The following is a 14323-nucleotide window of genomic DNA, read 5'->3' on the forward strand; positions in this document are numbered from 1 at the left end:
GCTTGCTAGGTTGGCTGACCGGGTGGGAGGATCTGCCACGGTTCCCCGTCGAGTGCGCGTGCCCTGTCGTTCCGGGGCCGGCATCGAATCCAAAATCATCGCAACGGTCGTTTTCGCGCGGGTCGCCCGGGTGGCGGAGGGGCGAGGGGTCTCCTTCTCTCGTCGGTGTTTCGCTTCACCCGAAAGATTTCGTTCCGGGTTTTCCTGTGCATGATCCTGATAAGGAACTGTATGTCGGTTGAGACGAGTGTGCGGACCTCGGAACCGGAGGAGGTGAGGGGCAAGGGTTCGATCATTGTGAGTTGGTTGTCCTCGACCGACCACAAGGTCATCGGGTACATGTACCTGATCACCTCCTTCGCCTTCTTCCTCCTGGGCGGCGTGCTGGCGCTCATGATGCGTCTGGAGCTGTTCTCGCCGGGCACGCAGATCATGGACAACGAACAGTTCAACCAGATGTTCACGATGCACGGCACGATCATGCTGCTGCTGTTCGCGACCCCGCTGTTCGTCGGGTTCTCGAACGTGATCATGCCGCTGCAGATCGGCGCCCCGGACGTGGCCTTCCCCCGGATGAACCTGTTCAGCTACTACCTGTTCCTGTTCGGCGGCCTCATCGCCGTCGGCGGGTTCCTGACCCCGGGCGGCGCGGCCAGCTTCGGCTGGTTCGCCTACAACCCGCTGTCGGACGCGGTCCGCTCGCCGGGCCTGGGCGGCGACCTGTGGATCCTGGGCCTGCTCGTGTCCGGTCTGGGCACCATCCTGGGCGCGGTCAACTTCATCACCACCGGCCTGTGCATGCGCGCGCCCGGCATGACGATGTTCCGGATGCCGATCTTCGTCTGGAACACCCTGCTCACCAGCGTCCTGGTGCTCATCGCGTTCCCGGTGCTGACCGCGGCCCTGATCGCCCTGGGCGCCGATCGCATGGTGGGTACCCAGGTCTTCAACGCCGAACACGGCGGCGCCATCCTCTGGCAGCACCTGTTCTGGTTCTTCGGGCACCCGGAGGTCTACATCATCGCGCTGCCGTTCTTCGGCATCGTCACCGAGATCCTCCCGGTGTTCAGCCGCAAGCCCATCTTCGGCTACAAGAGCCTGGTGGCGGCCACCATCGCCATCACCGGCCTGTCCGTGACCGTGTGGGCCCACCACATGTTCCCGACCGGCGCCGTGCTGCTGCCGTTCTTCTCGTTCATGTCCTTTCTCATCGCGGTTCCCACCGGGGTGAAGTTCTTCAACTGGGTCGGGACGATGTGGCGCGGCCAGCTCACCTTCGAGACGCCGATGCTCTTCAGTATCGGATTTCTGGCGACGTTCCTCTTCGGTGGTCTGACCGGTGTGCTGTTGGCCTCTCCGCCCATCGACTTCCACGTCACCGACTCCTACTTCGTGGTGGCGCACTTCCACTACGTGGTCTTCGGCACCGTGGTGTTCGCGATGTTCGCGGGTTTCTACTTCTGGTGGCCCAAGTTCACCGGCAGGATGCTCAACGAGAAGCTGGGCAAGTTCCAGTTCTGGCTGCTGTTCCTGGGCTTCCACGGCACCTTCCTGGTGCAGCACTGGCTGGGCGCGATGGGCTTCCCGCGCCGTTACGCGGACTACCTGCCCGGTGACGGGTTCACCGAGCTGAACCAGATCTCCTCGGTGTCCTCGTTCGTGCTCGCGGCCTCGACGCTCATCTTCTTCTGGAACGTGTACATCACCGCGAAGAGGGCGCCGCTGGTGACCGTGGACGACCCGTGGGGGCACGGCTGCTCCCTGGAGTGGGCGACCTCCTGCCCGCCGCCGCGGCACAACTTCACGTCGCTGCCGCGGATCCGGTCCGAGCGTCCGGCCTTCGACCTCAACCACCCGTATGCGGGGACCCCGACCCGAACCGATCCGGAACGCAACTGAGCAGGCCACGGACGAGACGTTGCACGGCCGAGGAAGAGGAGGCCCCGCTGTGAGTGTGAGTGACCACCGGACGGGTCCGGTCTGCCGGAACGGACGGACCGCCGGGGTCTTCTCCCTCCTGCTGTCCGCGGCCGGTCTGATGATGATGTGGACCTGGACCGGAGGGACCGTGTTCGCCATCGTCGCCGGGGCGCTGGCCGCGGCCGTCGTACCGCTCTGCCTGGACGGCCGCCACCAGGACGCGTTCGAGGTGGTCGGCGGGCCCATGGACGGCGCCCGCCTGCCTCCGGACACCGTGGGCAGGGACACGGAGATCCTGGTCCTGCCCACCCCCGACGGCGGCGGCGCCCGTTACGCGGTCACGGGTTTGCGCAGCCTCGTCTACAGGGGGCAGACCGGAACCGCGGACTGAGGCCGCAGGTCCGGTCGGGTGGGACCGGTACGGGAACGGTGAGCGCGGCACGTGCGTGGAGGGACCGTAGATGGCGGAGCGGGGCCTGGGGCCGCTGGAGCCTCACCGCGGACGAACACCCCGTCGGCCCCACCCCGACGGAGCGCTTCGTCACCGCGCGCCGGGGGCCGCACACCCGCCACGCGGGCGCCGCCCACCGGCTGCGGGTCCGCCACGGACCGTGGGTCCTGCACCGTGCCGAGTCCTTCTCCTACCAGGGCGACCTCCTGCACAGGGCAGGGATCCGGACCCCGGACACGCCCCGGGTCCCGGCCCCGTGGTCTCCCGGCGTGTCGGCCGAACCCACCCCGTCCACCGTGCCGAGCACCGGGAAAATACCGGTCAAGGCTCGTGCGAAGCGCGTATCCGGGGGAGTGCCGTCCGCCGACCGTGGGTAGCCGGGGCCGTATGAGACTCGGTGAACGAATCCGCGAGATCGAACGCGACGACCGCCTCGACCCGGCGGTCTCCGGTATGAGCAGGCTCGCCGAACGCCTGCCCGCCGGCGCGGTGCGCGACGTACTGCACGGCGTCCAGCTCGGGCACCCGCTCCACCCGATCATGATCCATCTGCCCCTGGGGGCGTGGACCGCCGCGGTCCTGTTGGACCTGCTGCCCGGGGACCACCGCCGCGGTGCCCGCGCGCTGGTCAACGTAGGCCTGATCACCGTCCCGCCCGCCGTGCTCAGCGGGTTGGCGGACTGGTCGCGACAGCACGAGCGCCAGCAGCGCGTGGGCGTGGTGCACGCCGCCGCCAACGGATTGGGGACGCTGCTGTTCGGCGCCTCCTCCCTGACGCGTGCGCGCGGACGGCAGGGGTGGGGCGGGGCCCTGGCCCTGGCCGGCCTCGGCGCCGTCGGCCTCGGCGGAGCGCTGGGCGGGCACCTCGCCTACTACCGGGCGGCCGGTGCCAACAGCGCCGACCACCTCCTGGACCTGCTACCCGAGGGCTGGCACGACCTGGGGCCGCTGGAGCGGTACCCCGAGGAAGGCCCGGTCGGGGACGAGGTGCAGGGCGTCCCGGTCGTGGTGGCCCGTACGCAGGGCTCGGTGTACGCGCTCTTGGGCACGTGCCCCCACATGGGAGCGCCGCTGGCGGAGGGCGAGCTGACCGACGGCTGTCTGCGCTGCCCCTGGCACGGGAGCGAGTTCCGGCTCGACGGGGGCACGGTCGTGCACGGTCCCGCGACCGCTGCGCCGCAGGCCCTGGAGACGTCGGTCGTGCGCGGTCGGCTGTGGGTCCGGCTCCCCGTGGCCGCGGGGTAGTCCGAGGGGACTGTCGGTGGAGCGGGCGGGTGCACGGTCGTCCGCCCGCTCCGCCTCAGGCCGGGCTGGTCCTGGGCCGGGGCACCGGTGTCGGCCGACGGTCCACCCCGTGGGGGGAGCCTGGAGGCTCGTCGTCGGTCAGTTCCCTGTGCAGCTGTTCCAGTGAGGCCGCGAGCAGTCGGGAGACGTGCATCTGGGAGCAGCCCACCTCCTCGGCGATCCGCTCCTGTTTCCACTCGTCGAAGAAGCGCCGCTTCAGGATGAGCCTCTCCCGGGCGGGGAGGCTCCTCAGGACCGACCGCGCGGTCTCCCGTTCGACGACCAGGTCCAGATTGGGGTCCTCCGCCCCCAGGAACCGTTCCCAGGGGGAGGACGAGCCCTCCCCGCGGGGTTCGGGCGCGTCCAGGGACAGGGTGTCGTAGGCCTCGGACACCAGCAGGATCTCCTCCACCTCCTTGACGCTGACCCCCATCTCCCGGGCGATCTCGGCGTGGGAGGGGGTGCGGGCCAGGCGCTGTTCCAGTTCCCGCCTGGCCTGCCTCATCTGGGGGCGGCGCGACTGGGGGGTGCGTGGTGTGTGGACCGCCCACGTGTGGTCCCGGAAGTGGCGTTTGATCTCTCCCGTGACGGTGGGCAGGAGGTAGGAGATGAAGGCCTTGCCCCGGTCGGGTTCGTAGCCGCGGATCGCCTTGGCCAGGCCCAGGTGGGCCGTCTGCCGCAGGTCCTCGCTGTCCTCGCCGCGGCCGCCGTAGCGACGGGCGATGCGGTTCAGCAGCGGCTGGTAGTGCGACATGATCCGTTCGCGTAGGCGCACGGCCAGGGGATCGTCCCAGTTCAGGCCCCGCAAGGCCGAGAGCAGCTCCTCGGCGGAGGCCTCCTGGTCCGGTTCTCCCCCGGGATCGGGAGCCACGGGCGCCTGTGCGGGGCCCGTCGCAGCGGCGGTCGTCGTGGATGCGTGCATGTGTTCCTCCTCGTCCTCGGTGTACGGGACTCCGTACGGAAGCGGAGTGGTGTCCGCTTCCGGGCGGCTCTCCGCGTGGACCCTGGTGTGGGGGACGCGGCCCACGGAGAACACATCAGAGGCAGAGGTGCCCTTGACTGCAGGGAGGGAAAACACCGATGTGCGGTCTTGGCCGACTCTTGCTGCCGCGTTGGGCCCAAGGGCCGTTCCGAGACCGTTTCGTGGTCTTTTCCACCAGGGCGGCGGAGGCCGGGCGCCCGAGGGCTGCTGCGTCCGGGCCGCGGAGTCCGGTCAGGACCTCCTCGGCGTAGGAGCCGAAGAATCCGTTCTGGTCGTCCCCGACCTGGACGGGCTCGCCCTCCCCGCCTCCGGCGCGAAAGTCCGCGCTCGCGCACTGCGCGCCTGCCGGGTGCGCGACACCTGGTCGAGGCGGTCGGAGGCCCGCTCGTTCAGGGCCGCGACGACGCCGACCGCGCGCCGGGGGCGGCCCCCGCCGCGCCCCAGGCGAGGAGCCCGGCGCCCCTCCGGCCGGCGGACGCCGCCCCGGGCCGGGTGGAACCGCGACGGTGCCGTTTCCACGCCCAGCGGACCCCGGCCAGGGCCGGGAACGTCTTCGGGCCGAGCATCGGAGCCCCCGTTCGGCCGGATGCGCGGGACGGGGGATGTGCGAGTACGGCTACCCGGTGTTCCCGGCGGGAAAACCGAGGTCGGAGCTGTTCGCCGCCCTCGGCCGAAGCCGCGCGGACGGTACGTATGAGACAGGAGTGCGCCGGGTAGGCGCGTGAGTAGATCCCCCGTCCCTGTCTCCACACTCCTGTGCGAAGGGCGGTGTAGGACATGAGAAACGTTTTCGTCATGGCCCTGGACGAGCGCAACCTCGAACTGCTGGAGCGGACCCCGACCGGCCGGGACTGCAGGTTCCACCGGCTGCTGACCATCGAGGAACTCCAGAGCGGCGAGATCGACGCCGAGGACACCCTCGCCTCGGCCAGAGCCCTGCTCGACGGTTTCGAGGGCACGGTGGACGCCGTCATCGGCTTCCGTGACTTCCCCGTCACCCTGCTCGTGCCGATCCTGTGCGCCGAACGCGGGCTGCCCGCTCCGAACCTGGAAGCGGTGGTCAGGTGCGAGCACAAGTACTGGAGCCGGCTCCTCCAGCAACAGGTCACCGACGCCCACCCGCCCTTCTCCCTGGTCGACCTGGACTCGTCCGACCCCCGGCGGGGCCTCGAACCGGGCCTCGGCTACCCCCTGTGGCTCAAACCCATCAAGTCGGCCTCCTCCGAACTGGCCTACCGGGTGGGCGACGACCGGGACTTCGACGACGCGGTCGAGCGCCTGCGCCGCGGCATCGACCGGATCGGACGGCCCTTCGAGAGCATCCTGGAACGGGTGGACCTGCCGGAGCGGGTCGCCGCGGCGGGTCGGCACCACTGCCTGGCCGAGGGTGCCCTGCACGGGTTGCAGACCGCCTCCGAGGGATACGTGTACCGGGGCGACGTCAACGTGTACGCCATCCTGGACTCGGTCGACTTCCCGGGGAACCCGTCCTTCCTGCGCCACCAGTACCCCTCCGGCCTGCCCGAGGGGATCCAACGGCGGATCACCGACATCTCCGAACGCGTCATCCGACAGCACGGGCTGGACAACTCGACGTTCAGCGTCGAGTTCTTCTACGACCCGCTCGAGGACGAGCTCGCCATCGTGGAGATCAACCCCCGGCACTCGCAGAGCCACACACCCCTCTTCGAACTGGTGAACGGGGTGGCCAACCACGAGCGCGTACTCCGTATGGCGCTGGGGCGGGACCCGGCCCTGCCCGCCTTCGAGGGGGAGTTCGCGGTGGCGGCGGAGTGGTTCCAGCGCCGGTTCCGGGACGGTGTGGTCACCCGGGTCCCCACCCCGGAGGAGGTGGCCGACCTGGAACGCTCCCTGCCCGGGGTGCGCATCCACATCGTTCCCCGGGAGGGGCAGCGGCTCTCCGAGATGCTCGCCCAGGACAGCTACAGCTACGAACTGGCCAAGATCGTCATCGGCGGCGCGGACGAACTCGAGATGCAGGCCAAGTACGAACGCTGCGTGAAGGGCCTCCGGTTCGAGGTCGAGGACGACCGGAGACGGTCCGGGGGCGAGGCCGCGCGGAGCTGAGGAGGACCCGCATGCACCTGGTGGACGACCTACCGTACGAGATCCGGTCCGAGGAGCACTTCTGGGTGCCGATGCCGGACGGTGTGCGCCTGGCGGGCAGGCTGTGGCGGCCCGGCTCCTCGGACCGTTCCCCCGTACCCGCGGTCCTGGAGTACATCCCGTACCGCAGACGGGACCTGACCGCGGTGCGCGACTCCATGCACCACCCCTACATCGCGGGGCACGGCTACGCCTGCGTGCGCGTCGACCTGCGTGGTACGGGTGACTCCGAGGGCGTGCTCACCGACGAGTACCTGGAACGCGAGCAGCGGGACGCCGAGGAGGTCCTGGCCTGGCTGGCGGAACAACCCTGGTGTGACGGCAGCACGGCGATGATGGGCCTGTCCTGGGGCGGGTTCTCCGCCCTGCAGGTGGCCGCACGCCGACCCGCGAGCCTGCGCACCATCGCCATCACCTCCTTCACCGACGACCGGTACGCCGACGACTTCCACTACATGGGCGGCTGCCTGCTCTCGGACAACCTGGCCGAGGCCGGAACGACGTTCGCCTACAGCACCTGCCCGCCCGACCCCGAGATCGTCGGCCCGGACTGGCGGAGCATGTGGCTGGACCGGCTGGAGGCCAACCGCCCCTGGACCATCGAGTGGCTCCGGCACCAGCGCCGGGACGACTACTGGCGGCACGCCTCCGTCAGCGAGGACTACGCCCGGATCGGGTGCCCTGTCCTGGCCTCCAGCGGCTGGGCGGACGGTTACTCCAACGCCGTGCTCAGGCTGATGGAGCACCTCGACACCCCGGTCAAGGGCCTGGTGGGGCCCTGGTCCCACCGGTACCCGCACATGGGCGATCCCGGCCCGGCGATCGGTTACCTCCAGGAAGTGGTCCGCTGGCTCGACCGCTGGACCAAGGGGGAGGACAACGGGGTCGAGGAGGAGACCGGGCTCTGGGTCTGGATGCAGGAGAGCGTCCCGCCCTCCACCTCCTACCGGCAGCGCCCCGGACGCTGGGTGCACGAGACCCGGTGGCCCTCCGACCGCGTCGAGGACCTCGCCCTGCCGCTGTCCGAGAACCAACTCCTCTCCCCGGGGGAGCAGGGGACCACCGCGGCTCAGACCATCCGCTCGCCCCTGTCCGTGGGGCAGTTCGCGGGCAAGTGGGCCTCCTACAGCGCACCGCCGGACCTGCCCTACGACCAGCGGGAGGAGGACGGGGGCTCCCTGGTCTTCGACACTGCCCCCCTGCGGGAACGACTGGAGATCCTGGGGACCACGCGGGTGGTCCTCGAACTCTCCGTCACCGAACCCGTCGCGATGGTCGCCGCGCGGCTGTGCGACGTGGCTCCCGAGGGCAGCGCCACCCGGGTGACCTACGGCCTGCTCAACCTGACCCACCGGGACGGCCACGAGGCCCCCCGCATGCTGGTCCCGGGCGAGCTCTACCGGGTGGAGGTCACCATGAACGCTGTCGCGCAGGTCTTCCCGCCCGGGCACCGGGTACGGCTGTCGCTGTCCACCTCCTACTGGCCGCTCGCCTGGCCCCCGCCGCGGCCGGTGCTGATGTCGGTCCACCCCACGCAGAGCGCCCTCGTCCTCCCGGTGCGTCCGGCGCCCGAGGAGAGCTCCGAGTGGGAGGGGTGCGAGCGGGAGGGCTTCGACCCGCCGGAGGCGGCCCCCTCCATCGCGACCACCCGCAAACGCACGGGCGAACACAGCTGGTCGGTCCACCGGAACCTGGCGGACAACCGCTTCTCCCTGGAGATCGTCAAGGACGGGGGCATCCTGCACCTCGACGACATCGACCTCGACGTGACCCGTAAGGCCCACGAGGTCTACGACGCTGTGGGGGACGACTTCACCTCGGCGCGCGGCCGCTCGGCGTGGACGATGTGCTTCTCCAGGGGGGAGTGGCACACCAGGACCGAGACGCACACGACGCTCGAGTGCACGGAGGACGAGTTCCGGGTCCACGCCACGCTCGACGCCTACGAGTCCGGGGAGCGGATCTTCTCCCGGCAGTGGACGGAGACCGTGCCCCGCGACCACGTGTGAACCCCGTGAGCCAGCCACGACCACGAGCCCGCACCGCGCGGGCGGACCACCGAAGGCCGGGTGCCCGTGCACACCGGTCAGCGGCAGAGGACGACACGAGACAGGAGGTAGCGGCCATGAGCGTGATCGGACAGATGCTGTACGCCCACCCCGACGACCCGGAGGGGGTGGGGGAGAAGGTGCGCGCCGCAGTGGAGGCGTGCGGGCTCTGCGCGCAGGTCTGCGCGGTGTGCGCGGACGCCTGCATGCGGGAGGATGCGGTGGCCGAACTGGTCTCCTGCGCCCGCTCCGACCTGGACTGCGCCGAGCTCTGCGCGGCCACCCAGCAGGTCCTCGTACGCCGGACCGCCGAGGAGGACGGTTTCGTCACCTCGGTCCTGGAGGCGTGCGTCCAGGCCTGCGAGAGGTGTGCCGAGGAGTGCGAGGAGCACGCGGAACACCACGAGCACTGCCGGGTCTGCGCCCAGGCGTGCCGTGACTGCGCGCGGGCGTGCCGGGACCTGGTGCTCGCCCTCGTGTGAGGAGGACGGCCGCGCCCGGGCACCCGGGCGCGGCCTCTGTCAGCCCGAGGAGGAGCCGTTGGCCGCCGGGTCGCCGGTCGGCGCGCTGGCCACCAGCTCGCGGGTTCGGCCGGGCTGTTCGGTGCGGGCCTCCCCGCCGTCCGCCGAGCCCCGGGGTGCGGTGTCCGGGTCGGCAGCCGCGGCGCGGTCCTCGCGGCGGCGCATGGCCATGTCGGACAGGGCGGCCAGGCCGAAGGCGATGACCATCGTGGCGACGACCGCCAGCGCGGTCAGTGCGGTGCCGAACGAGGTCGGGTCGATCATGGGGGCTCCGAGGGTCGTGGGACGCTCCGACACCCACAACCGTAATAGGCGTTAACTTTCAAACCCAGTGTTAGCGCGAGTGAACTGCGTCATACCCGGGAGCGGTCCAGCAACGGTGTTCACGGGGCGGGACCGCACACGACGAAGGGCCCCGGCCCCCGCCGAACCGCTCTCGGCGGCGTCGGGGGCCGGGGCCCTGTCACGGGCGATGGCCTACAGGATCGAGCCCGGAGTGTAGGCGGCGGCCTCGGGGCGGGCGGCGGTGATCCCCTCGATCCGGGACACCACGGCCGCCACCTGGTCGGCAGCGGCGCCGGTGAAGGTGATCCGGTCGGCCAGCAGGGCGTCCAGGGCCGCACGGTCCAGCGGGAAGCGCTCATCGGCGGCGAGCCAGTCGAGCAGCTGGTTGTCCGCGCCCTCCTGGCGCATGGCCAGGGCGGAGGCCACCGCGTGCTCCTTGATGAGCTCGTGCGCGGTCTCCCGGCCCACGCCGGCGCGCACCGCGGCCATCAGCATCTTGGTGGTGGCCAGGAACGGCAGGTAGCGGTCCAGCTCCGCGGAGACCACCGCGGGGAAGGCACCGAACTCGTCCAGCACCGTCAGCATGGTCTCCACCAGGCCGTCGAAGGCGAAGAACGCGTCCGGCAGCGCCACCCGGCGCACCACCGAGCACGAGACGTCGCCCTCGTTCCACTGGTCGCCCGCCAGCTCACCGGTCATCGACGCGTAACCGCGCAGGATCACGGTCAGACCGTTGACCCGCTCGCACGAACGCGTGTTCATCTTGTGCGGCATCGCCGACGAACCCACCTGGCCCTCGGCGAAGCCCTCGGTGACCAGCTCGTGCCCGGCCATCAGGCGGATCGTCCTGGCCAGCGAGGACGGGCCCGCGGCCAACTGCACCAGCGCCGTCAGCACCTCGAAGTCCAGCGAACGCGGGTACACCTGGCCCACACTGGTGAACCGCTGCTCGAAGCCCAGATGGGCGGCGACCTCGTTCTCCAGGGCGTCCAGCGCCGCGCGGTCGCCGCCGAGCAGGTCCAGCATGTCCTGGGCGGTGCCGACCGGGCCCTTGATCCCGCGCAGCGGGTACCGGGCGATCAGCTCCTCCAGGCGGCCGTGGGCCACCAGCACCTCGTCGGCGATCGACGCGAACCGCTTGCCCAGGGTCGTGGCCTGCGCGGCCACGTTGTGCGAGCGGCCGGCCATGACGGTCTCACCGTACTCGGCGGACAGGCGCCCGAGCCGGGCCAGCAGCGCCACCACCCGGTCGCGCACCAGCAGCAGGCTGTCCCGCACCTGGAGCTGCTCGACGTTCTCGGTCAGGTCACGCGAGGTCATGCCCTTGTGGACGTGCTCGTGCCCGGCGAGGGCGTTGAACTCCTCGATCCGTGCCTTCACGTCGTGCCGGGTGACGCGCTCGCGTTCGGCGATGGAGGCCAGGTCGACCTGTTCGAGGACCTTCTCGTAGTCCTCCACCACACCGGCCGGAACGTCCACGCCCAGACGCGCCTGGGCACGCAGCACGGCCAGCCACAGCCGCCGTTCGGCGACCACCTTGTACTCGGGGGACCACAGCCGGGTCAGCTCCGCGGACGCGTAGCGGGCAGCCAGGACATCGGGGATCAGAGGTTTCGCGCTCACGTCGTCCGACCCTATCGCCCTGAACTGGGGCGGGCGTGCGTCGGCCCACCCCCAGCGCTCGCGTCGGACCACCCGTGGCGCCAGGTCGGCACGCCCCCGGTGCCCCGGGTAGGGCCGTCCCTACCGTGAAGTGGCGGGCCCAACGGATGTCCCGGCCCGGGTACGGCGTTCTAGCGTTGGCGCATGACCACGCTGAACAGCCGGAGAGGCGGACCGGGGACCCTGCTCCAGGCACTGGCGAGCCCGAGGTACCTGCTCACCGCCTGGCCGTGGCGGTCCCTGGCCTACACCCTGACCACCCTGTTCGTCGGCGGTCTCCTGCTCCTGGTCGCCCTGCCCGTCTACACGCCCTGGGCGGTGTTCGTCGCGACGATGGGGGAACAGGACGCCACCGGCCCGCTGGCGTTCTGGTTCACGTTCGGCGCGCTCATGACGTTCTGCTTCGCCCCGCTGATCGCCATCCCCCTGGGTGCCCTGGAGCGCCGCCGCCTGCATCTGGTCCTGCCCGGGGAGAACGGAAGCGGGCACCGCCTCCCCCCACCCGGCCTGTGGGGGTGGGGCCGCACCCGCTACACCGAAGCCGCCACCTGGCGCGAGGTCGCCTACGCGACGGTGCTGTTCCCCGTCTTCGGCCTCGCCTTCCTCGTGACGGCGACCTTGACGAGCGCCACGGTCCTCCTGGCGATCAGTCCCCTCCTGCTGGCCGACGAGAACGAGTCCCCGGTGGTCGTGGGCTGGGTCGCCCTCACCACCCCCGCCGAGGCCCTGCCCTACACCCTGCTCTCCCCGCTCCTGGCGGCACTGCTCCTCTACGCCTGCGGACTGATGTCCTACGGGCACGCGGTCATCGCCCGGGCCCTCCTGGTCGGCCCGCCCAAGGAGGAACTGCGGGCCGAACTCGACCAGGTCACCGAGTCCCGTGCCCGGCTGGTCAACGCCTTCGAGTACGAGCGCAGAAGGATCGAACGCGACCTGCACGACGGCGCCCAGCAGCGGCTCGTGGCGCTCAGCATGGACCTGGGCATGGCCCGCGTCGACCTGGAGGAGGACTCTCCGGCCGACCGCCGGGTGGCCGCCGCCCAGGCCAAGGCGGACGAGCTCATCGACGAGATCCGCGAGCTGGTGCGCGGCATCCACCCGCGTGTGCTCACCGACCGCGGACTCCACGACGCCCTGCAGGAACTGGCCGACCACTGTCCGGTCCCCGTCACCGTGGAGACCGCGATCCCGCACCGCCTGCCCGCGCACGTGGAGGGCACCGCCTACTTCGTGGTCGCCGAGGCGCTGACCAACGTCTACAAGCACGCCGACGCCGACTCCGTCACCGTGCGCGCCCATCTCGCCCCCGCCGACCCCAGGGCCGAGGGCGCCAGCGCGATCCTGTCGGTCGAGGTCACCGACGACGGCAGGGGCGGAGCGGACGCCGTGCACGGCAGCGGGCTGACCGGGCTCGGGGACCGGGTCGCCGTCATGGGCGGCACAATGGGGCTGACGAGCCCCGAGGGCGGGCCGACCCGAATCCGAGTGGAGCTGCCGTGCGGACCGATTCCCCGGAACCCGATGCCGTGACCCCCGTACCGACCGTTCTCGCCGAGGACGGGGTGCTGCTGCGCGAGGGGCTGGTGGGCGTACTGGAACGGTTCGGGTTCCCCGTGGTCGCCGCGGTCGAGGACAGCGACGCCCTGGTGGAGGCGGTCACCGAACACCGTCCCCGACTGGTCGTCACCGACATCCGGATGCCCCCGGACTTCACCGACGAGGGACTGCGCGCGGCCGTGCGGCTACGCAAGGAGGACCCCGGGCTGGCGGTGGTGGCGCTCAGCCAGTACGTGGAACTGAGCTACGCCACCGACCTGCTCGACTCCGGCGACGGCAAGGGCGTGGGCTACCTGCTCAAGCAGCGGGTGGGCGACGTCCGCGAGTTCGCCTCGGTGCTGCGCCGGGTCGTGGAGGGCGCCACCTTCGTCGACCCCGAGGTCGTCCGGCAGCTGCTGCGCCGCAGTTCCGACCCGCTCGAACGGCTGACCGCTCGGGAACGCCAGGTGCTCGAACTGATGGCCGAGGGGCACTCCAACGGGGCCATCGCCCGCAGGCTGGTGGTCAGCGACGCGGCGGTGGGCAAGCACGTGGGCAACATCCTGGCCAAACTCGACCTCGCCCCCGACGACGACGTGCACCGCCGGGTCCAGGCGGTCCTCGCCTACCTGCGCACCCAGAGCGGCTGACCGCCCGCCGGTTCCGCCTCCGCGGCCGCACGCACGGCGCGGAACCGGCGGGCGATCGGGTCAGTCGCACATGTGGGTCACTCGCACATGCGCCAGTCGATGAAGACGGCGGTCTCCTCGCCCACGACCCACCCGTCGTGCCCGGGCGGAAGGTCGATGACCTCGCCCGCGCCGAACTCCGCCTCCGTGCCGTCGGCCATGCGACAGCCCATGGTCCCGGAGACCAGGTAGCCGCTGTGGTGCATCATGCAAAGGTCCGTGCCCTGGGTGGGCTTGACGTGCTCGCTCCACCGCCATCCGGGCTGGAGCACCATGCGCACGACGTCGCGGCCACCGATGTGCGCGAACTCGATGCGGCCCATCGGGGACTCGTCGACCCGCGCGGGTTCGGAGAAGTCCTCCGAGACCGGCGCGGCCGAGGGCTCCTCGTCCCACGCCTGGACGGTGGACTGGTGGACGATATGGCCGTCCGCGAGGTCCAGCATGGCCATGCTCAGGACCTTGTTGCCGTCCGGGTAGACGCACCGTTCGGTGTAGGCCGCGTGGTCGCCCTCGATGACGCACTGGAGGACCTCGTGTGTCATCTCCCTGGAGTGGATCTGGCGCATGAGGTCGCCGATGGCGCTCCTGCCGCGCACGACGGTGGGCTGGCTGGGCGGGGTGCGCCGGTCGATCATCTCGAACTCGGCGTCCTCGGCGAACAGCTGGACCAGGGAGCCGGTGTCACCCTCCTCTACGGCCACCCTGAACATGTCGGGATCGAAGTGTGTGCTGCTGGGGGAGGACATGGGCGTTCTCCTTCCGAACGGTCGCCCCTGCCAGTCCCAGGGGCCCACTACCCAGCGTCCTCCTCCGCC

Annotated in this window: 13 protein-coding genes; 9 read left to right on the top strand and 4 right to left on the bottom strand. The window is 70.9% G+C overall.

Annotated features, from left to right (window positions below; genetic code table 11):
- Positions 1 to 231 precede the first annotated feature (231 nt).
- From ctaD to AC0VYD_RS12165, 4 genes are read left to right on the top strand one after another with little or no spacing between them, the layout of a single operon-like run.
- Positions 232 to 1899, top strand: coding sequence for an aa3-type cytochrome oxidase subunit I (gene ctaD, locus AC0VYD_RS12150; RefSeq protein WP_475479974.1), 1668 nt, complete (start codon positions 232 to 234; stop codon positions 1897 to 1899).
- A gap of 49 nt (positions 1900 to 1948) precedes the next feature.
- A complete protein-coding gene (locus tag AC0VYD_RS12155; RefSeq protein WP_475479975.1) occupies positions 1949 to 2311 on the top strand; it encodes a hypothetical protein in 363 nt (120 codons plus the stop codon).
- 38 nt (positions 2312 to 2349) lie between these two features.
- Entirely contained in the window at positions 2350 to 2748 is a 399-nt protein-coding gene (locus AC0VYD_RS12160) for a DUF2071 domain-containing protein (protein ID WP_475479976.1), read from the top strand.
- 10 nt (positions 2749 to 2758) lie between these two features.
- The gene (locus tag AC0VYD_RS12165; RefSeq protein ID WP_475479977.1) at positions 2759 to 3616 is read left to right on the top strand and encodes a Rieske (2Fe-2S) protein; all 858 of its coding nucleotides are present in this window, start codon (positions 2759 to 2761) and stop codon (positions 3614 to 3616) included.
- Between the two features lie 55 nt (positions 3617 to 3671).
- Here AC0VYD_RS12165 and AC0VYD_RS12170 read toward each other — a convergent pair whose 3' ends face one another.
- A complete protein-coding gene (locus AC0VYD_RS12170) occupies positions 3672 to 4577 on the bottom strand; it encodes a sigma-70 family RNA polymerase sigma factor (protein ID WP_475479978.1) in 906 nt (301 codons plus the stop codon).
- Between the two features lie 837 nt (positions 4578 to 5414).
- On the opposite strand from AC0VYD_RS12170, the gene AC0VYD_RS12175 reads away from it, so the two are divergent.
- The 3 genes from AC0VYD_RS12175 (at position 5415) to AC0VYD_RS12185 (ending at position 9294) form a co-directional block, all read left to right on the top strand.
- A complete protein-coding gene (locus AC0VYD_RS12175) occupies positions 5415 to 6725 on the top strand; it encodes an ATP-grasp domain-containing protein (protein ID WP_475479979.1) in 1311 nt (436 codons plus the stop codon).
- A gap of 11 nt (positions 6726 to 6736) precedes the next feature.
- Positions 6737 to 8773 (top strand): CocE/NonD family hydrolase, encoded by a 2037-nt coding sequence (locus AC0VYD_RS12180; RefSeq protein ID WP_475479980.1) that lies wholly within the window; start codon positions 6737 to 6739, stop codon positions 8771 to 8773.
- Positions 8774 to 8889: 116 nt separating this feature from the next.
- A complete protein-coding gene (locus tag AC0VYD_RS12185) occupies positions 8890 to 9294 on the top strand; it encodes a four-helix bundle copper-binding protein (protein ID WP_475479981.1) in 405 nt (134 codons plus the stop codon).
- A 39-nt stretch (positions 9295 to 9333) separates the two neighbouring features.
- Here AC0VYD_RS12185 and AC0VYD_RS12190 read toward each other — a convergent pair whose 3' ends face one another.
- Both AC0VYD_RS12190 and purB read right to left on the bottom strand, forming a co-directional pair.
- Positions 9334 to 9597, bottom strand: coding sequence for a hypothetical protein (locus tag AC0VYD_RS12190; protein ID WP_475479982.1), 264 nt, complete (start codon positions 9595 to 9597; stop codon positions 9334 to 9336).
- Between the two features lie 213 nt (positions 9598 to 9810).
- The gene (purB, locus tag AC0VYD_RS12195) at positions 9811 to 11241 is read right to left on the bottom strand and encodes an adenylosuccinate lyase (protein WP_475479983.1); all 1431 of its coding nucleotides are present in this window, start codon (positions 11239 to 11241) and stop codon (positions 9811 to 9813) included.
- 183 nt (positions 11242 to 11424) lie between these two features.
- On the opposite strand from purB, the gene AC0VYD_RS12200 reads away from it, so the two are divergent.
- Positions 11425 to 12810 carry a sensor histidine kinase gene (locus tag AC0VYD_RS12200; protein WP_475479984.1) on the top strand — a complete coding sequence of 462 codons (1386 nt, stop codon included), beginning with the start codon at positions 11425 to 11427 and terminating at the stop codon, positions 12808 to 12810.
- Complete coding sequence (locus AC0VYD_RS12205; protein WP_475479985.1) at positions 12777 to 13466, top strand: response regulator; 690 nt, start codon at positions 12777 to 12779, stop codon at positions 13464 to 13466. Before AC0VYD_RS12200 ends, AC0VYD_RS12205 begins: the two co-directional genes overlap by 34 nt.
- Before the next feature lie 77 nt (positions 13467 to 13543).
- Here AC0VYD_RS12205 and AC0VYD_RS12210 read toward each other — a convergent pair whose 3' ends face one another.
- Positions 13544 to 14254, bottom strand: coding sequence for a nuclear transport factor 2 family protein (locus AC0VYD_RS12210; protein WP_475479986.1), 711 nt, complete (start codon positions 14252 to 14254; stop codon positions 13544 to 13546).
- Positions 14255 to 14323 lie beyond the last annotated feature (69 nt).

Source organism: Nocardiopsis sp. iso_40 (assembly GCF_056173285.1).